Origin of the sequence: Pseudoflavonifractor sp. An44 (genome assembly GCF_002161675.1) — a bacterium.
GTDB classification, from domain to species: domain Bacteria; phylum Bacillota; class Clostridia; order Oscillospirales; family Oscillospiraceae; genus Enterenecus; species Enterenecus faecium.
In genome coordinates this window covers 39458-57882 of the sequence record NZ_NFIH01000003.1, presented here as the reverse complement: position 1 = coordinate 57882, position 18425 = coordinate 39458, and the positions used below count along the sequence as shown (strand labels likewise).

Genomic DNA, 18425 nt, shown 5'->3' with positions numbered 1-18425 from the left:
CGTTCTCCTGCCTGGTTGCTTTTACTTTTCTCTTGAACTGTATCTCCCTCACTCTACTCCCGGCTCGCTGGGCTGAGGACTCACCTCCGGCGTGGGGGTGGTCTCCGGCTCCGGGGTGGGAGTGGGTGTGGGCGCAGGCGTGGGTGCCGGGGTGGGTGTCGGCTCCGGGGTAGCAGTGGGGGCCGGAGTTGTCTCCGGGGTGGGCTGGGTCAGATACTCCTCCAGGCACAGCCCACTCTCATACACCTTCGTGGCCAGCTCTACCCCCAGGTAGCGCACGTGCCAGGGCTCGTACTGGTACCCGGTGACCCCCTCCTTCCCCTTGGGGTAGCGGATGATGAATCCGTACTCGTGGGCGTGGGCGGCCAGCCACTTCCCCGCCGGGGTGTTGCCGTAGTTGTTGTTGATGCTACCAATGTCAAAGGCCAATCCCGTCTGGTGCTCCGAGTGCCCCGGCCAGGCGGAATAGGTGTTGGCCGCCGCCACCCCGTCTGCGGCGGCATACTTGCGGTACAGCTTGTCCTGATAGTCAAAGGAGCGATAACCGCTGAGCAGTGGCATGGAGAACCCGGCGTTTCTCGCCCCCGCCTGGAGGCGGCTGAGGGCGGCGCTGGCGGTGGCGTTATACCCTCCATAGCTGCGGGGCAATGCATAGGTCTTGTTCACCAGCAGCACCCCCTTGAGGTAGGTGGGCTGCACCGTGTCATAGTAGCGGTACGCCTTGCCGCTGGGGCTGAGGGTCTGGGGCTTGGAGGTGGACGAACCCCCGGTGGAGGAGCCGCCTCCCTGGCTGCCTCCTCCCCCTAGAGAGCTGCCCCCCTGCCCGGACTGGGTGGGCTTGGGGGTGGGCGGCGTGGTGGGAGTGGCCGTCTCCTGGGGCTTCTGGGTCACCTCCGGGCTGGGGGAGAGCGAGGGACTCACCTGGGGCAGTTCCGACTCCGCTGTCCCCGGCTGGGTGTGCTCCACCCCTTGGGTAGCGGGGGCCTGGGTCCCTACCTGGTTGGCGGTGTCTCCACACCCTGCGGCCAACAGAGCCAGGGCTGCCGCCCAAGCTGCCAGAGCCACCAAACGCTTGTCTCTCATGGCCGTTCCTCGCTTTCTCTCCGCCTCCCATGGAGGCCGGATGTACAGTTACCCTCATTTTACCAAAAATTCCCCCCGGTGTAAATGGACTTTCACAAATATTTATAAAATCTCAAGGGTAGTACACCTCTTGCAGCACCAGGCCCTGGGCGGGGGCAGTTTTCCCCGCTGCGGTGCGCTCACGGGCCTCCAAAATATCCACCATACTCTCGGGGGTGCGCTGGCCCAGCCCCACCTCCAGCAGGGTACCGGTCAAAATCCGCACCATGTTGTACAGGAAGCCGTCCCCCCGGTACACCAGGGTCAAATCACTTCCACACACCTCGACCCCGATGTGGAACACTTCCCGCACCGTGGACTTTTTGAAGCGGCGATTTCCACAAAAGGAGCGGAAGTCGTGCTTCCCGGTGAGGTACCCGGCGGCCCGCTCCATGGCGGCCAGGTCCAAAGACTCCTCCACCCGGTACTGGTACTTCCGGGCGAACACGTCGGGGACGCTGCCCATGCGGATGTGGTAGCGGTACTCCTTGCCGGTGGCAGACAGGCGGGCATGGAACCGCTCCCCCACTTCCACCACGTCCACCACCGCCACATCCTCGGGAAGATAGCGGTTGAGGTAGTTCTGTACCTCCTGGGGGGTGTAGCCCTCTGGCAGATGAACGCTGGCCACCTGGCCACGGGCGTGGACCCCGGCATCGGTGCGGCCCGCCCCCTGGATTTCCACAGGCTTCCCCACCATACGGGACAACACACCCTCCAGGCGGCCCTGGAGGGTGTTGTCGGTGTTGCCCTGACGCTGCCAGCCGTCGTAGCGTGTGCCGTCGTACTGTATCGTCAGTTTGAAATTCATTTCTTACTTCTTGGCCTTGGTATTCACCACGTCGGTGAGCAGGGCGGCGAACTCGTCGAAGGACATGGCACCCAGGTCGCCGTCGGCGCGGTGACGGGGGGAGACGGTGCCGTTCTCCATATCCCGGTCGCCCACCACCAGCATATAGGGGACCTTCTCCAGCTGGGCCTCCCGGATCTTCTTGCCGATCTTCTCGTTGCGGTGGTCCACTTCCACCCGGAAGCCCATGTTGTCCAGCTTGGAAGCCACCTGGTCGGCGTACTCGGCGGCCCGGTCGGTGACGGGCAGCACCTTCACCTGCACCGGGGACAGCCAGGTGGGGAAAGCACCGGCAAAGTGCTCGGTGATGACGCCGATGAACCGCTCGATGGAGCCCAGCACCACCCGGTGGATCATGACGGGGCGGTGCTTCTCGCCGTCCTCGCCCACGTACTCCAGCTCGAAGCGCTCAGGCAGCTGCATGTCCAGCTGGATGGTGCCGCACTGCCAGGTACGGCCCAGGGAGTCGGCCAGATGGAAGTCCAGCTTGGGGCCGTAGAAGGCGCCGTCGCCCTCGTTGATGACGTAGTCCTTGCCCAGCTCCTCCACAGCGGCCTTCAGGGTCTCGGTGGCGAAGTCCCAGTCCTTCTCGTCGCCCATGTGGTCCTCGGGCATGGTGGACACCTCGATCTGATAGCTCAGGCCGAACACGGAGTACACCTCATCGAACAGGCGCACCACGTTTTTGATCTCGTCCTTCATCTGGTCCCAGGTCATAAAGATGTGGGCGTCGTCCTGGGTGAAGCAGCGCACCCGGAACAGGCCGTGGAGGGCGCCGGACAGCTCGTGGCGGTGCACCAGGCCCAGCTCACCCACACGCAGGGGCAGGTCCCGGTAGGAGTGGGGCTGGCTGGAGTACACCAGCATGCCGCCGGGGCAGTTCATGGGCTTGATGGCAAAGTCGGTGCCGTCGATGACGGTGGTGTACATGTTGTCCTTGTAGTGGTCCCAGTGGCCGGACCGCTCCCACAGCTGACGGTTGAGCATCATGGGGGTGGAGATCTCCACATAGCCGTAGCGCTTGTGCACCTGACGCCAGTAGTCAATCAGGGTGTTGCGCAGCACCATGCCACGGGGCAGGAAGAAGGGGAAGCCGGGGCCCTCGTCCCGGAGCATAAACAGGCCCAGCTCACGGCCCAGCTTCCGGTGGTCCCGCTTCTTGGCCTCCTCGATCTTGGCCAGGTACTCATCCAGTTCGTCCTTCTTGGGGAAGGCCACGCCGTAGATACGCTGGAGGGTCTGGCGGTTGGAGTCGCCACGCCAGTAGGCGGCATTGCAGGCGGTAAGCTTGATGGCGTTGCCCTTGATGCGGCCGGTGGAGTCCAGGTGGGGACCGGCGCACAGGTCGGTAAACTCGCCCTGACGGTAGAAGGAGATGACGGCGTCCTCGGGCAGGTCGTTGATGAGCTCCACCTTGTAGGGCTCGCCCTTCTCCTCCATGAACTTCACGGCCTCGGCCCGGGGCAGCTCAAACCGCTCCAGCTTCAGCTTCTCCTTGCAGATCTTGCGCATCTCCGCCTCCAGCTCAGCCAGCTGGGTCTCGGAGAAGGGCTCGGGGGTGTCAAAGTCGTAGTAGAAGCCGTTCTCAATGGCGGGGCCGATGGCCAGCTTCACCTCGGGGTGCAGCCGCTTCATGGCCTGGGCCAGCACATGGGAACAGGTGTGCCAATAGGTCTTGCGGTACTCAGGATTTTCAAAGGTATACAGATTCTTTTCTTCGCTCATGGTATTGCCCTCCTATCAGATTGGTTCGGGGCGAAGGTATGCAAAAAGCCTCACCCCTGAGATTGGTTCAGGGGTGAGGCATACAGTTCAAACTGATGGTCCCACGGTTCCACCCTGCTTACGGCGCAAAGCGCCGTCGCTTGTGTCCTCTGTAACGGGAGGGTCCCGTCCCGGTCATGTCCCGGGCAGCTCGGGAGTGGTACCGCCGAAGGCAATTGCAGGATGCTTGCACCAAACACATCCCTCTCTGGGCAGCTGCTGATTTCGGCTCTTCTCCGTCCACGCCATTTTGATGGGGACACTATATCACCTGTGGGGGGAATTGTCAAGGGTAGGGTGCACCGTATCGGCTCCCTCCGGGAGGGATCATCCTCCTCCAATGTCTCAGGTGCCGGCTTGCCAGCCTGGCGGGGGACGCTCCGCTGGGGTCCATTTTGACTGGCCAAAATGGACGAAAAGCCACTTAGGGCGTTCCCCCATTTCTTATCGCTAAGAAATGGGGCCCAGCGGAGCGCGTCTCCCCTGCCAGGGTGGCAGGGCAAAACCAGGAAAACGGGGAGGAGCAAGCCCCTCCCCTACGCCCCTATATGGGTGAGTATTTGCAAAAACACCCAATCCCCGGGATTTCTTCCAGAGATTGGGTGATGTTTCATCATTCTGGTTTCTGGATGCCGAAGAAGCGGCATCCGTTTTGGGTGGTGGCCTCCACCACCTCTGCCACGGTGAGGTTTTTCACCAGGGCGATGGTCTCCGCCACCCGGTAGACGTGGCGGGAGTCGTTGCGGCGGCCCCTAAAGGGCTCAGGAGAGAGATAGGGAGAATCCGTCTCAATCATGATCCGGTCCAGAGGCAGCCACTCCAGCACCTCCAACGCCTTGCGGGCGTTTTTGTAGGTGACCACTCCGGTAAAGGAGAGCATCCACCCCATTTTCACCAGGGTTTTGGCGTCCTCCAGGCTGCCGGAGTAGCAGTGGTACACGCCCGTGATGTTGGGGTGGGCCTGCACCGCCTCCAGGCAGTCCCCGTGGGCCTCCCGGTCGTGGACGATGATGGGAAGATTCAGCTTCTCCGCCAGGTCCATCTGGGCGTGGAACACATGCTTTTGAAGCTCCCGGGGCGGGTTGTCCTTCCAGTAGTAGTCCAGGCCGATCTCGCCGATGGCCCGCACTTTTTTATGTTCCCGGGCCAGCTGTTCCAATTCAGAAAGCCAGCTGTCCTGCCAATCGGCGCAGTCCCCAGGGTGGACACCCACGGCGGCGTACACGTAGGGGAAGGTCTCAGAGAGCTCCACGGCGGTGCGGGAGGTGGCCAGGTCACAGCCGGGGTTCACCACCAGCCCCACCCCGGCCTGGGGCAGGGCGGCGAGAACTTCCATGCGGTCGTCCTTGAACTGGTTGGAATCGTAGTGGGCGTGGGTGTCAAAGAGCATGGTAGACACCCTCGTTAGCACAGCTTGGCCCCGGCGGGGATGGCGTCGCTGACCATCAGCAGGTTCAGCTTCTCCTCGCCACGCTCGGTGTGCACGGCGGAGATGAGCATACCCTGGCTCTCCTGGCCCATCATCTTGCGGGGGGGCAGGTTGACAATGGCCACCAGGGTCTTACCAATGAGCTCCTCGGGCTTGTAGTACTGAGCGATGCCGGAGAGAATCTGTCGGGGCGTTCCGGTGCCGTCGTCCAGAGTGAACTTGAGAAGCTTGTTGCTCTTCTTCACGTTCTCGCAGTTTACAACCTTCACAGCACGGAGGTCGTTCTTGCAGAAGGTGTCAAAGTCCACCTGCTCCTCACTGAGAGGCTCCACCTCCAAAGCGGGGAGAGCGGCCTTCTTGGCCTCCTCGGCCACCCGCTCCAGCTCCTCCAGGGCCTTCTCGGCGTCCACACGGGGGAACAGGTTCTCACCCTTGGACACGGTGGCATGGTCGCTCAAGCTGCCCCATACACCGGCGCTGTCCCAAGTGCGGCAGCCCTCGCAGGCGCCGATCTGGGCAAACAGCTTGTCCATGCTCTCGGGCATGAAGGGGGTGAGGAGCACGCCGCAGATACGGGTGGTCTCCAGCAGGTTGTACAGCACGTGGGCCAGGCGGGCGCCGCTTTGCTCCATGTCCTTGGCCAGGGCCCAGGGGGCGTTCTCATCGATATACTTGTTGGCCCGCTGGATGACCTTGAACACCTCTTCCAGAGCCTTGTGGGGGGCGTAGGTGTCCATGTCCTTCTGGTAGGCGTCCCGCAGGGCGGAGGCCATGCCGATGAGCTGAGTGTCCACCTCCTGGGGCTCGGCCCAGGTCTTGCACCCGGCGGGCAGCTGGCCGCCGAAGTACTTGCCCACCATGGCGGTGGTGCGGCTGACCAGGTTGCCCAGGTCGTTGGCCAGATCGGTGTTGATGGTCTGGATGAGCAGTTCGTTGGAGAAGTTGCCGTCGGAGCCAAAGGGGAAGGTGCGCATGAGGAAGAAGCGCAGAGCGTCCACCCCGAACATCTCAGCCAGGATATAAGGGTCCACCACGTTGCCCTTGGACTTGGACATCTTGCCGCCGTCCAGCAGCAGCCAGCCGTGGCCGAACACCTTGCGGGGCAAAGGCAGTCCCAGGCTCATGAGCATGGCGGGCCAGATGATGGAGTGGAAGCGGACGATCTCCTTGCCCACGATGTGCACGTCGGCGGGCCAGAACTTATCGAAGTCGTCGTACTTGTCGTTGTCATAGCCCAGAGCGGTGATGTAGTTGGACAGGGCGTCCACCCACACATACACCACGTGGCCGGGGTCAAAGTCCACGGGCACACCCCAGGTGAAGGAGGTACGGGACACGCACAGGTCCTCCAGGCCGGGCTTGATGAAGTTGTTCACCATCTCGTTGACCCGGCTGCGGGGCTCCAGGAAGTCGGTGTTCTCCAGCAGGTCCTGGATGCGGTCGGCGTACTTGGACAGGCGGAAGAAGTAGGCCTCCTCCTCAGCGTCCTGCACCTCCCGGCCACAGTCGGGACACTTGCCGTCCACCAGCTGGGACTCGGTCCAGAAGGACTCGCAGGGCTTGCAGTACTTGCCCACATACTTGCCCTTGTAGATGTCCCCATTCTCGTACATCTTCTTGAAGATTTTCTGGATGGCGGAGACATGGTAGTCGTCGGTGGTGCGGATGAAGCGGTCGTTGGAGATGTTCATCAGCTTCCACAAATCCAGCACGCCCCGGTCGCCGCACACGATCTTGTCCACGAACTCCTTGGGGGACACGCCGGCCTCGGCGGCCTTGTCCTCGATCTTCTGGCCGTGCTCGTCGGTGCCGGTGAGGAACATCACCTCACGGCCCCGCAGACGCTGATAGCGGGCGATGGCGTCGGTGGCCACGGTGCAGTAGGTGTGGCCGATGTGCAGCTTATCGCTGGGGTAGTAAATGGGGGTTGTGATATAAAAACGATTGTCAGACATGGGTATCCTCCTCCTTGTTCTCTCCGGTACAATTCATGGCTTGGGATTCTTCCCGGCTCCAGGTCCAGTCCTCCTCCACCCGGGGCTGGGGCTCCGGCTGGGTCAAAGGCGGCTGCGGCTCCTGGGGCTCAACCTGGGGCTCTGAATCCTGAATGGAGCAGGTGTCCAGATTTCCCTCCCAGCCCACCTTGGGCGGATTTTGCAGGTTGATGGGCAGCCGCCACAGGGCCGCCAGGGCGGCGGCAGACTGGGAGATGAGCAGCATGGCGGTGCCAGTGTCCGGACTGGAGGCCAGGGCCACCCAGGAGCACACCACCGTCATGCCCGCCAGCCACAGGGTGCGGCGGGGCCGGGCGGCGGCACAGGACATGCCCGCCCAGTCGGTGTACATCAGCATTCCGGCGATCACCGCCAGCAGCAGGGGCACATAGTCCCACAGCACCGGGTCAGCGGCACAGTTGCGGTAGGTGTTCAGCAGCCAGCCGCACCCGGCACAGGCGGGCAGGGCCGCCCAGAAGCCGCCCCGGCTTCTCCGCCCGGGATGGTAGCCGTCCCGGCCAATTTGCAGCAGTCCGAAGAAGGCCAGCAGGGCCAGCACGGCGGTGACCATACTCAGCACACCGTTGTCGCCCCCCTGCCAGGTCTTCATGGCCAAAGCCACCTGATAGGCCTTCCACAGGGCCCGGCCCTGTCCAAAGAGCATGGGTACAGCGGCCAGAGCGCTGAAGGCACTGAACCACATCAGGGCCAGAAAGACCAGGTCTCCGGTGGCAAAAAAGCTCATGGCCCATCTCCGGCCCCGGACCTGAGCGCGCGGGGGCCGAACGATCGGCTGACGGGCGGCCAGAATGCACAGCACCGCCGCCGCCATCACCAGCACACACACCATGGCCACGCTGGCGGTGGCGCCCCGGACGGGCAGACCGAAGTCCCCCTCAAAGACGGTGGACTCCTGCCACAGCCGCACTCCGGTGGCAAGCCCGGCCAGAGCCAGAGTGCATATCAGCCACAAAATCTGATAGGGTTTCTTTCCACGCATGGAATTCTCCTCCTTCCGTTACAACAGGGTGAAATCCTGGAAGGGGAAGAGCACCATCACCGCCCGCCCAATGACGCTGCGGGTGTCGATGATGCCGATGCTGGGGTAACGGCTGTCGGCGGAGTCGTTGCGGTTGTCGCCCATGACGAAGATACACCCTTCCGGCACCGTCACATGGTTGACGCCCTCGCCGTAATTGGGCACCTTCATGGCCTCCTTGATATAATCCTCTTCCAATGGGGTGCCGTCCACATAGACGGTCCCGGTGTCATAGTCAATGTCCACCCGCTGGCCCTCGGTGGCGATGACCCGCTTGACCAGAGAGTCCTCCTGGTAGGAGCGCTGGGTGAGCACCACAATGTCCCCCTGCTTGGGCTCATAGCCCAGGCACCACACCAGCATGGAGTCCCCGTTTTGCAGGGTGTTCTCCATGGAGCTGCCGCTGACCACGATGATGCGCACCACGAAGGTGAAGATCAAAATGAGGGCGGCCAGCACAAACACCAGGGTGCGGACATTCAAGTACAGCTCGTAGCCCAGGGAGGTGTCCTTCTTGGTGCGGGTGGGGGTAGGCGGCGGGGTGGTGGTCTCGGTCAGGTCGGTGAGGTCCGACAGATCACCGAGATTCAGATTTCCCAGGCCGTCGGTGCCCTCCGGCTCAGACGGGGTGGTGGGCTGGCTGTCCTGCCATAGTTCATCCATTATTTTCCACTTCCTCTGTGGGGATTTGTTGGGCCAGAGCCTGGGGGTCGTCGTACACCATCTGGAAGGTGTCGGCGTCCATGGTCTCAAAGGCCAGCAGATAGCGGGCCACCAGCTCCAGCTTGTCGCTGTCCCGCTTCAAAATCGCCTGACAGGCCTCATAGGCCTGGTCCAGCAGGTGCTTGACCTCGCTGTCAATGAGGGCAGCGGTCTCTTCCGAGTAGGGCTTGGCCTGGGCCATGGAGCGGCCCAGGAACACCTCGTCGTGCTCGGAGGAGAAGGTGACCAGTCCCAGCTTCTCGCTCATGCCGTACTTGGTCACCATGTCCCGGGCGATGGCGGAGGCCCGCTGCAAGTCGCTGATGGCCCCGGTGCACACAAAGCCCAGGGCGTGGGCCTCGGCGGCCCGGCCGCCCAGCAGGGTGCACAGGGTCTCGCACAGCTCCTGGCGGCTCACATGGCCCTTGTCCTCCTGGGGCCGGTTGATGGTCATACCAGCGGCCTGGCCTCGGGGGACGATGGTGATCTGGTGCACCGGGTCCTGGGTGGCCAGGGCGTGGCTGACCACGGCGTGGCCCGCCTCATGGTAGGCGGTGATGCGGCGGTCCTCCTCCAGCTGGGCCCGGCTCTTCTTCTCGGGGCCAGCGATCACCTTAATCACCGACTCCTGAATGTCCTTGAGGGTGATAAAGGGCTGGTTTTTCCGGGCGGCCAGCAGGGCGGCCTCGTTCATCAGGTTCTCCAGGTCGGCCCCGGTGAAGCCGGTGGTCTCCCGGGACACCTCTTTGAGGTCCACGTCCTCGGCCAGGGGCTTGCGCCGGGCATGGACCTTCAGAATCTCCTCCCGGCCCTTCATGTCAGGGCGGCCCACATACACCTGGCGGTCAAAGCGGCCGGGGCGCAGCAGGGCGGGGTCCAGAATGTCCTGGCGGTTGGTGGCGGCCAGCACGATGACCCCCTCGTTGGCGGCAAAGCCGTCCATCTCCACCAGCAGCTGGTTGAGGGTCTGCTCTCGCTCGTCGTGGCCACCGCCCAGGCCAGCGCCACGCTGGCGGCCCACGGCGTCGATCTCGTCAATGAAGACAATGGCGGGGGCCTCTTTCTTGGCCTGGTCGAACAGGTCACGGACACGGGAGGCGCCCACGCCCACGTACAGCTCCACAAAGTCGGAGCCGGAGATGGACAGGAACTTCACCCCCGCCTCCCCTGCCACGGCCTTGGCCAGCAGGGTCTTACCGGTGCCCGGAGGGCCCACCAGCAGCACGCCCTTGGGGATGCGGGCGCCCAAATCGATGTATTTTTGGGGGTTGCGCAAAAAGTCCACCAGCTCTTGCAGCTCGGCCTTCTCCTCGTCGGCCCCCGCCACGTCGGCAAAGGTGACCTTCACGGTACCATCCCCCTGGACGGTGCGGGCCTTGCCGAAGCGGCTCATGCCCCCCTGTCCGCCCTGGGCGTTTTGCTGGCGCATGGCCATCACGCCCCAGATCACCATGACCACCACCACGGTACCCACAATGGGAATGGTGATTTGCAGCCACAGGGGCATCTCATAGGCGGGCTGGATGTCAAACTCCTTTAAGGTGCCGTCGGCCTGCTGCTGGTCGATGACGTCCCCCAGGTCGTTGTAGAACAGCTCCACATCCGCCAGGCGGTGGTACCACACCTTTCCGTCCTCCATCTGGAGCACCAGGGTCTGGTTGTCCTCCACCTGGAAGGCAGTGACCTGTTCGTTTAAGAAATAGCTTCGCACCTGGCTGTATGAGATGAAGTTCTCCTGTTGGGCGGAGCGGAAGGCGGTAAAGCTCCACACCAGCAGCAGAATGAGCACCACATACACCACGGCGCTGCGCACATGTTTTCCACGATTCAAAATTGAATACAGCTCCTTTTCTCCCCGAAGGGGCTCACTCGCCGCCGTAGACGGAGGGCTTCAAAATGCCCACATAGGGCAGATTGCGGTACTTTTCGTCGTAGTCCAGGCCATAGCCCACCACAAAGGCGTCGGGGATGGTAAAGCCCACATAGTCGGCCACGATGGGCTGGGTGCGGCGGTCGGGCTTATCCATCAGGGTACAGATGCGGATGGAGGCGGGCTTGCGGGCCTTGAGAATCTCCATGAGGTAAAAGAGGGTGTTGCCGGAGTCCAGAATGTCCTCCACGATGATGAGGTCCCGGCCCTCGATGGAGTCGGACAGGTCCTTCTTAATTTCCACCTGGCCGGAGCTCTTGGTGCCCGCTCCGTAGGAGGACACCGCCATAAAGTCCACCGTCACCGGCAGGTCAATGGCCCGGGTCAGGTCCGCCATGAAGATATAGGAGCCTCGCAGCACCGAGGCCAGCACCGGCTCCTTCCCGGCGTAGTCGGCGGTGATCTGGGCGCCCAGCTCCTTCACGCGCTGACGGAGCTGCTCTTCACTATACAGAATGGATTCCACGTGTTCATGCATGGTCTTCGTTCTCCTTTGTCACATTGATAGATCGGGCGGGCTGTCCGGGCTGGGCCAAAAAGGCCTGGTCCACCCCCAGCAGCGCCACCGCTGCCACCCGCTCCCCCTGGGCCACCACCGGAAGGCGGGGGCGGAGGTGGGAGGGGATTTTCTTCTCGATCATAAGTTTTTTCACCGTCTTGGTGGGTCGCTTGGGCAATTGCAGGGTGTCCCCCACCTCTCTGGGGCGGAGCACATAGTCCCCGGGGACGAGCCACAGCCCCTCCCTGTTCTCTTGGGGACATACCGCCGTGCGGCACTCCACCCGCCATTCCCCCCACAGGGTATCTCCGTCCCAGAGGGGCACCGAGCAGAGGGGGGGGGCCTCCCCCACGGGGGTGATTTTCATCTGATTCCAGCTTTTCCGGGCCACATAGCCGGGCAAATCCAGCCGGGCCCCGCTCTGGGCCTGGGCCATGAGTCCATACAGCCCATCCAGGTACACCTGGGAGGGGTGGATGTGCAGCCCGGTGAGGGCCTGGGCCAGCCGCCGCATCACCAGCGGTCTGGGCTGAGAGAGAAGCTGGGAAATGTCCACCGCCACCCCCTCCGGCCCTTCCGTCACCCCGGGCACAGCTTGGGCCAGGGTGTCCAACAGCTGGGCGTCCTCCCGCAGCTTGGCCGCCGCCTGGGCGATGTGGTGTACCGCCTGGGGGTTGAGTTCCCCCAGCAGGGGCAGCACCTGGTGGCGCATCCGGTTGCGGGTGTAGGCGGGGTCGGCGTTGCTCTCGTCCTCCACGTGGGGGACGTGGCGGCGGCGGAGGTAGTCCTCCACCTGATCCCGGGTCACCTCCAGCATGGGGCGGATGAGCATCCCCTGCCGGGGCTGAATGCCCCGCAGGCCCTGGAGTCCAGAGCCTCGGATGAGGTGCATGAGCACCGTCTCCGCCTGGTCTCCGGCGTGGTGTCCGGTGGCAATGAGGGTGTACCCCTCCCGCCGGGCGGTGTCGTAGAGAAAGGCATAGCGCAACGCCCGGGCGGTCTCCTCCACCCCCTGCCCCCGCTGGGCGGCAGCGGCGGGCACGTCTCCGTGTCCCACATGGAGGGGGACCTGGTGGCGTTCACACCAGGCACGGACAAAGTCCTCCTCCCCGTCGGAGGCCTCCCGGATGCCGTGGTGGAAGTGGGCGGCCCCCACCTGGTAGCCGCCCCGGCTGGCCCCGTCCAAGAGGCGGCAGAGCAGATACATGGAGTCCGCTCCCCCGGACACCGCGCACAGCACCCGGTCCCCGGGGGCAATCAGGTGGTAGGAAAACAGCTCTGCCATCAGTAGTCCTCTTCGTCGTAGTTGTAGGCCAGATTGCGGAAGGTGGTGAACTCGGGCCGCCACTCCAGCATGACGGTGCCCGTCTCGCCGTGGCGGTTTTTGGCCACAATGCACTCGGCCACGTTGGGGTTCTCGGTGTCGTCCTCGTAGTAGCTCTCCCGGTAGATGAACATGACGATGTCGGCGTCCTGCTCGATGGAGCCGGATTCCCGCAGGTCGGAGAGCATGGGCCGCCGCTGGCCCGCCGCCCGGCTCTCGTTGGCACGGGAGAGCTGGGACAGGCAGATGACGGGGACGTTGAGCTCCTTGGCCATGAGCTTCATGGAACGGGAGATGTCGGAGACGATCTGCTGGCGGTTGTCGCTGGCCCGGGTGGGCCCTCCGGCGGAGGTCATCAGCTGGAGGTAGTCCACGATCACCAGCCCCAAATCCTTGATGCGGCGGCACTTGGCGTTCATGTCCGCCACGGACAGGGAGGAGTCGTCGTCCATGTAGATCTTGGCCTGGCTGAGGGTGGCCACCGCCATGGCCAGCCGGGACCACTCCTCCTCCCCCACAATGCGGCCGGTGAGCAGTTTTTTGTTGTCAATGAGGCACTCGGTGGAAATAAGGCGCAAACCCAGCTGCTCCCGGCTCATTTCCAAGGAGAAGATGGCCACGCTCTTGCCCGAGTGCTTGCCCGCCTCCAGGCCGATGTTCAGAGCCAGAGATGTCTTACCCATACCGGGTCGGGCGGCGAGAATCAAAAGGTCGGAGTTGTTCAGACCGGAAATTCTCCGGTCCAGGTCAATGAGGCCGGTGGAGATGCCGGGGAACTCCGCCCCGTTCTCCTGCCGCTCCTTGATGGTCTCCCACACCTGGCTCATCACCGTGGCGATGTGGGTCATGCCCTGGGCGGAGCGGCCCTGGCGGATGGCGTAAATGCGCTGTTCGGCGGCCTCCAGAATCTGCTGGGCGGTGCCGCTCTCGCTGCGCACCATCTCCTCCAGCTCCCCGGCGGTCTCCCCCACTCTTCTCAGCAGGGCCTTGTCGGCCACAATGCTGACGTACTCCATGACGTTGGCCGCCGTGGGGGTGATCTCCATGAGCTGGCGCAGGTAGGCCACCGAGGTGTTCTCGTCGTACACCCCCGCCTGTTTCATGCGGTCCAGCACCGTCACCGGGTCGATGGTCTCGAAGCGGTTGAACATGGTGAACAGCACCTGATACAGCTCCCGGTTTTGCCGCAGATAGAAGTCGTCGGGGGTCAGGCGGGCCACCACGTCGGGAATACACCGGTCGTCGATGAGCATGGAGCCCAGCACTGCCTGTTCCGCCTCCACCGAGTGGGGCAGGCGCAGGCCATTGAATTCGTCCACTGTCATCCCTCCCAGTTGTATACTGTGGGCGTAATCTTACGCCTCCTCGGTGACCATCACACGGACGGTGCCGGTGATCTCATAGCCCAGCTTGCACTTGACCTCGTAGCCGCCAAAGGCCTTGATGGGGTCAGCCAGCACCAGCTTGGACTTGTTGATGTCGATGTTGTACTGCTGCTTGAGGCCCTCGGAGATCTCCTTGGTGGTCACCGAGCCGAACAGGCGGCCACCCTGGCCAGCCTTGGCCACGATCTTCACCGGGCACTCCTTCAAACGGCTCACCAGGTCCATGGCGGCCTGACGCTCCTCGGCCTCACGGGCGCGGCGGGCCTTATCCTGCATCTTCATGGTGTTGATGTTCTCGGCGCTGGCCTCCACGGCCAGCTTGCGGGGCAGAAGGAAGTTGCGGGCGTACCCGTCGGACACGTCCACCATCTGGCCCTTCTTGCCGTGGCCCTTCACGTCCTGCTGTAAAATCACTTTCATGATGTGTTCCTCCTAAAAATATGGTTTGCTTGGAGGGAAGTGTTTACTCCTCCTCTTCCCCCATCTCCTCCGGGTCGTCGGTCTTGAAGTACCGCTCCAGAGTGGCCATGAGGGATTCCGTCACCTGCTTCAACGTCTGCCCGGTGATCTGGGCTCCGGCGGCTCCGGCGTTTCCGCCGCCGCCCAGGGCCTCCAAAATCACCTGGACATTGGTGTCGTTGATGCTTCTGGCCGACACCACCACCCGGTCTCCGTCGGGATAGAGGACGAAGGAGGTGTTGATGCCTGCAATATTCAACAGCTCATCGGCCGCCTGGGCGGCTGTGACCCGATTGACGGTATGGTCTACCGGCGCAATGGCAATATCCTGCCGGTACATCTTGGCATTTTGAATGATGCCGTACTTGGCCACGGTATCGGCCAGGCCGGTCTGGAACATCTTCTTCACCTCGCCGGTGTCCCCTCCGGCCCGGCGCAGGAAGGCGGCGGCCTCAAAGGTGCGGCCTCCGGTGCGCATGGTGAAGTTCTTGGTGTCCAGCATCAGGCCCGCCATCATGGCCTCTGCCTCGCCCCGCAGCAGCTCCCCGGGCTCCATGAGGTAGCCCAGCAGCTCGCTGACCAGCTCACAGGTGGAAGAGGCGTAGGGCTCGTGGAAGTAGAGGGCGCCGCCCTCGATGTAGGTGGCGGCCCGGCGGTGGTGGTCGATGACCGCCACCTTGTTGCAGGACTGGAGCACCTCTCGGCTGGCCACCTGCTCGGGGCGGTTGGTGTCCACCACCACCAGCAGGGACCGGGAGTCTGCCTTCAAAAGGGTCTCCTGGCTGTCCAAAAACAGGTCCTTGTACTCTTCCATCCCCTCCAGCTTGCGGTACAGCTGGTCGGCGGGGGTGGGTCCGCTCTCCCGGACGATGTAGTGGGGCACGCCCTTCTTGCGGGCAATGGCGCACACGCCCACAGCAGCACCCACGGCGTCCATGTCGGCGGCGGCGTGGCCCATGACGAACACACAGGAGGCGTCCGCCACCAGCTCGCCCAGGGCGGAGGCCATGACCCGGCTCTTGACCTTGGTGCGCTTCTCCGTCTCCTTGGCCCGGCCACCGAAGAACTCGAAGTTGAAGCGGTTTTTCACCACCGCCTGATCGCCACCCCGGGACAGGGCCATCTCCACGGACAGAGAGGCAAAGCGGTACAGGTCCGCCGGGGTCTCCCCGTCCACGCCCAGCCCCAACGACAGGGTCACCGAGATGCCGTTGGGGGTCTGCACCTGGCGGATGGAGTCCAGAATGGAGAACTTCTCCTCCTTGTACCCTTGCAAATACTGCTCCTCAAAGATGTAGAGGAAGCGGTCCCGGTCCAGGCGGCAGAAGATGCCCCCCACATCCCCCATCCACTGGGAGATGCGCTGGTTGATGTCTGCGATCATGTTGGAGGCCACATTTTCCGGCAGCCCCTTGATGGTGTCCTCGTAGTTGTCCAGCAGCAGGATGGCCACCACCGGACGGGTGGCCTGGTAGATCTCTTTCAAATTGCTGGCCTCGGTGACGTCCAGCCAGTAGGTGGTGGCCAGCAGGCTCTCCTGGCCCTCCTCCTGGGTGCGGCCCACGTTGCCGAACACCTGGTAGCGGCGGCGGCCCATGGCCACCTCGTGGGGGCACTCGTGCTTGCCCTCCAGCAGCCAGCGGCTGTCAAACTGGGGGGCAATGTCGGTGAGTTTGGTGTCAAACAGGCGGTTCCGGTCCCCGGACAGGTGGAGGAATCGGTCGTTGGACCACACGATCTCCTCGGTGTCGGGGCGGAACATCATCACCGGCAGGGGGCAGTTGAGGGTGCTGTCCCGGGTGGCCTCGTCCACGCTGCCCAGCAGCTGGTCCAGGTACCGGGTGGCCTCCCGGCGGCGCAGCAGAGAGGCCCGGAGATAGAGCAGGTACAGCACCAGCACCACCGCAGCCTCTCCCAAGGCCATCTGCACATTGCCCAGCAGGGCGGTGATGGCGGCAAAGACAATCATAACCAAAAAGTACAGGCCAAATCGAGGGCCCAGCAGCCGGGACAATGTCCGATTCATCTCATTCACTCCTTTTGTCCCAAAATCCCCGTCTCACAGGGGTCCTCCGGGGTGTTTGGGCGGTTTTTCGCCCCCTTCCCCCGGGAAATTATAAAACTCCATATAGATGAATCATTATATCAAATCCCACCCGTAAAAACAAGGGATTGGAAATCAAAATGGAAGGGCCGCAAGAAATGTGGACAGATTGGATAAAATGCCATTGCACATCCCCGTCCCAGTTGCTATAATAGTTTTTACCAATCATTCAGGTATCTGCCTGGAGGTATCTGCGTCAGCCGAGGTTCTCGGTTGACGCAATCTTCTCACCCCGAGCATTTACCGCTTTACTGTGTAAAGGAGACGAGTTCCATGCTGGATATTCAAGTCAAGCTGGCGGAGCAGCGCAAGCCCCTGCCCGACCCCGACACCCTGCAATTCGGTAAGACCTTTACCGACCACATGTTTTTGATGAACTACGACGCCGGCCAGGGCTGGCACGATGCCCGGGTGGTGCCCTACGGCCCCCTGTCCATGGAGCCCTCCTGCATGGTGTTCCACTACGCCCAGGAAATTTTTGAGGGCTTGAAGGCCTACCGCACCCCCGAGGGCAACGTGCAGCTGTTCCGCCCGGTGGAGAACGCCCGGCGTTTGAACTCCTCTTGCCAGCGCCTGTGCATCCCCGAGATTCCCGAGGAGGACTTTGTGCAGGCGGTGAAGGCCCTGGTGAAGGTGGATGAGGCCTGGGTGCCCAACAAACTGGGCACCTCCCTGTATATCCGCCCCTTCATCATCGCCACCGACTGCTCCCTGGGTGTCCACGCCTCCCACAGCTACCTGTTTGCCATCATCTGCTGCCCCGTGGGCGCCTACTACCCCGAGGGCATCAACCCGGTGAAAATCTACGTGGAGAGCGAGGACGTGCGGGCAGTGCGGGGCGGCACTGGCTACACCAAGTGCGGCGGCAACTACGCCGCCTCCATCCGGGCTGGAGAACGGGCAGAGGCCCAGGGCTACTCTCAGGTGCTGTGGCTGGACGGCGTGCACCGCAAGTATATTGAGGAAGTGGGGGCCATGAACGTGCTGTTCAAGGTAAACGGCACCGTCATCACTCCCCAGCTCACCGGCTCCGTGCTCCCCGGCATCACCCGCAAGAGCTGCCTGGAGCTGCTGCGTGATTGGGGCATCCCCGTGGAGGAGCGGCTGGTCACCGCCCAGGAGCTGTTTGACGCCGCCAAGGCGGGCACCCTGGAAGAGGCCTGGGGCACCGGCACCGCCGCCGTGGTCTCCCCCATCGGCCTGCTGGCCTGGGAGGACCAGAAGGTGGAGGTCAGCGGCGGTCAAATCGGAGCGCTGACCCAGAAGCTGTACGACACCCTCACCGGCATCCAGTGGGGCACCATTCCCGACACCCACGGCTGGGTGGTTCCCGTGGAATAAGTTGAAGAAGGACGCTGCATTCCATGTGCAGCGTCCTTTTTCTCTGAAATTTATAATTGTAATGAAGAAGGCCTGTCCTTCTACCGTATTTCTGCTTCCGGCTTGCCAGCCTGGTGGGGACGCTTCCCGCTGGGGGTTTCTTTTGAGCGGGCAAAAGAAACCAAAACCCGCTTAGGGCGTTCCCCCCTAAGGACCTCCCTTGGGGTACGAGGCTGGGCCTGCGTCAAGTCTCTATTCGGCCCGTCACCCTTGCTGCGGCCCCTGTTTGTGCCACCACACCAGGCTATCTTGGGCAGCTGGCCCTATAGCTAGGTGGTTTCCATGCCCGGGCCTACCTTGGAGAAGCGGCGTTCCCGCCGCTGGGAACCAGGCATCCGGTAGCTGGGAACAGCGGTTCACCAAGGTAAAGCCCTGGCGGTAGATGGACGCTCCAGCAGAGAAGTAGATACCCCCCATAGAACGCCAAGCCATCCATGTGACCTC

The 18425-nt window shown here is 63.0% G+C and carries 14 protein-coding genes; 1 reads left to right on the top strand and 13 read right to left on the bottom strand.

The features are described from left to right. Positions 1-48: 48 nt before the first annotated feature. The 13 genes from B5F98_RS02235 to B5F98_RS02175 form a co-directional block, all read right to left on the bottom strand. Complete coding sequence (locus tag B5F98_RS02235) at positions 49-1083, bottom strand: M15 family metallopeptidase (protein ID WP_206418058.1); 1035 nt, start codon at positions 1081-1083, stop codon at positions 49-51. Positions 1084-1195: 112 nt separating this feature from the next. Beyond that, positions 1196-1933: a tRNA pseudouridine(38-40) synthase TruA gene (gene truA, locus B5F98_RS02230; RefSeq protein ID WP_087369424.1), complete on the bottom strand. Its 738-nt coding sequence runs from the start codon at positions 1931-1933 to the stop codon at positions 1196-1198. 3 nt (positions 1934-1936) lie between these two features. Beyond that, complete coding sequence (gene thrS, locus B5F98_RS02225; RefSeq protein ID WP_087369423.1) at positions 1937-3697, bottom strand: threonine--tRNA ligase; 1761 nt, start codon at positions 3695-3697, stop codon at positions 1937-1939. Positions 3698-4349: 652 nt separating this feature from the next. Beyond that, positions 4350-5126, bottom strand: a complete 777-nt coding sequence (locus B5F98_RS02220) for a TatD family hydrolase (protein WP_087369422.1) — start codon at positions 5124-5126, stop codon at positions 4350-4352. A gap of 14 nt (positions 5127-5140) precedes the next feature. After that, positions 5141-7120, bottom strand: a complete 1980-nt coding sequence (gene metG, locus B5F98_RS02215; RefSeq protein WP_087369421.1) for a methionine--tRNA ligase — start codon at positions 7118-7120, stop codon at positions 5141-5143. Beyond that, positions 7113-8159: a hypothetical protein gene (locus tag B5F98_RS02210; protein WP_087369420.1), complete on the bottom strand. Its 1047-nt coding sequence runs from the start codon at positions 8157-8159 to the stop codon at positions 7113-7115. Before B5F98_RS02210 ends, metG begins: the two co-directional genes overlap by 8 nt. Before the next feature lie 18 nt (positions 8160-8177). Beyond that, positions 8178-8861 (bottom strand): signal peptidase I, encoded by a 684-nt coding sequence (lepB, locus tag B5F98_RS02205; protein WP_087369419.1) that lies wholly within the window; start codon positions 8859-8861, stop codon positions 8178-8180. Beyond that, positions 8854-10731 carry an ATP-dependent zinc metalloprotease FtsH gene (ftsH, locus tag B5F98_RS02200; protein WP_242961578.1) on the bottom strand — a complete coding sequence of 626 codons (1878 nt, stop codon included), beginning with the start codon at positions 10729-10731 and terminating at the stop codon, positions 8854-8856. The genes lepB and ftsH overlap by 8 nt, the downstream gene beginning before the upstream one ends. A gap of 34 nt (positions 10732-10765) precedes the next feature. Beyond that, the gene (gene hpt / locus B5F98_RS02195) at positions 10766-11308 is read right to left on the bottom strand and encodes a hypoxanthine phosphoribosyltransferase (protein ID WP_087232071.1); all 543 of its coding nucleotides are present in this window, start codon (positions 11306-11308) and stop codon (positions 10766-10768) included. After that, positions 11301-12614 (bottom strand): tRNA lysidine(34) synthetase TilS, encoded by a 1314-nt coding sequence (gene tilS, locus B5F98_RS02190; protein ID WP_087369418.1) that lies wholly within the window; start codon positions 12612-12614, stop codon positions 11301-11303. The genes hpt and tilS overlap by 8 nt, the downstream gene beginning before the upstream one ends. Continuing rightward, complete coding sequence (gene dnaB, locus B5F98_RS02185; protein ID WP_087232077.1) at positions 12614-13978, bottom strand: replicative DNA helicase; 1365 nt, start codon at positions 13976-13978, stop codon at positions 12614-12616. The genes tilS and dnaB overlap by 1 nt, the downstream gene beginning before the upstream one ends. 30 nt (positions 13979-14008) lie before the next feature. After that, positions 14009-14458: a 50S ribosomal protein L9 gene (gene rplI, locus B5F98_RS02180; RefSeq protein WP_087232080.1), complete on the bottom strand. Its 450-nt coding sequence runs from the start codon at positions 14456-14458 to the stop codon at positions 14009-14011. A 43-nt stretch (positions 14459-14501) separates the two neighbouring features. Beyond that, complete coding sequence (locus tag B5F98_RS02175; protein WP_087369417.1) at positions 14502-16523, bottom strand: DHH family phosphoesterase; 2022 nt, start codon at positions 16521-16523, stop codon at positions 14502-14504. 351 nt (positions 16524-16874) lie between these two features. Here B5F98_RS02175 and B5F98_RS02170 point away from each other — a divergent pair, with 351 nt between their 5' ends. Then, positions 16875-17942 carry a branched-chain amino acid aminotransferase gene (locus tag B5F98_RS02170; RefSeq protein WP_087369416.1) on the top strand — a complete coding sequence of 356 codons (1068 nt, stop codon included), beginning with the start codon at positions 16875-16877 and terminating at the stop codon, positions 17940-17942. Positions 17943-18425: the final 483 nt, after the last annotated feature.

Excerpts from the sequence above, each read along its gene's own strand:
- B5F98_RS02235 (WP_206418058.1), bottom strand. The coding sequence starts at position 1,083 with ATGAGAGACAAGCGTTTGGTGGCTCTGGCAGCTTGGGCGGCAGCCCTG.
- truA (WP_087369424.1), bottom strand. The coding sequence starts at position 1,933 with ATGAATTTCAAACTGACGATACAGTACGACGGCACACGCTACGACGGC.
- thrS (WP_087369423.1), bottom strand. The coding sequence starts at position 3,697 with ATGAGCGAAGAAAAGAATCTGTATACCTTTGAAAATCCTGAGTACCGC.
- B5F98_RS02220 (WP_087369422.1), bottom strand. The coding sequence starts at position 5,126 with ATGCTCTTTGACACCCACGCCCACTACGATTCCAACCAGTTCAAGGAC.
- metG (WP_087369421.1), bottom strand. The coding sequence starts at position 7,120 with ATGTCTGACAATCGTTTTTATATCACAACCCCCATTTACTACCCCAGC.
- B5F98_RS02210 (WP_087369420.1), bottom strand. The coding sequence starts at position 8,159 with ATGCGTGGAAAGAAACCCTATCAGATTTTGTGGCTGATATGCACTCTG.
- lepB (WP_087369419.1), bottom strand. The coding sequence starts at position 8,861 with ATGGATGAACTATGGCAGGACAGCCAGCCCACCACCCCGTCTGAGCCG.
- hpt (WP_087232071.1), bottom strand. The coding sequence starts at position 11,308 with ATGCATGAACACGTGGAATCCATTCTGTATAGTGAAGAGCAGCTCCGT.
- tilS (WP_087369418.1), bottom strand. The coding sequence starts at position 12,614 with ATGGCAGAGCTGTTTTCCTACCACCTGATTGCCCCCGGGGACCGGGTG.
- dnaB (WP_087232077.1), bottom strand. The coding sequence starts at position 13,978 with ATGACAGTGGACGAATTCAATGGCCTGCGCCTGCCCCACTCGGTGGAG.
- rplI (WP_087232080.1), bottom strand. The coding sequence starts at position 14,458 with ATGAAAGTGATTTTACAGCAGGACGTGAAGGGCCACGGCAAGAAGGGC.
- B5F98_RS02175 (WP_087369417.1), bottom strand. The coding sequence starts at position 16,523 with ATGAATCGGACATTGTCCCGGCTGCTGGGCCCTCGATTTGGCCTGTAC.
- B5F98_RS02170 (WP_087369416.1), top strand. The coding sequence starts at position 16,875 with ATGCTGGATATTCAAGTCAAGCTGGCGGAGCAGCGCAAGCCCCTGCCC.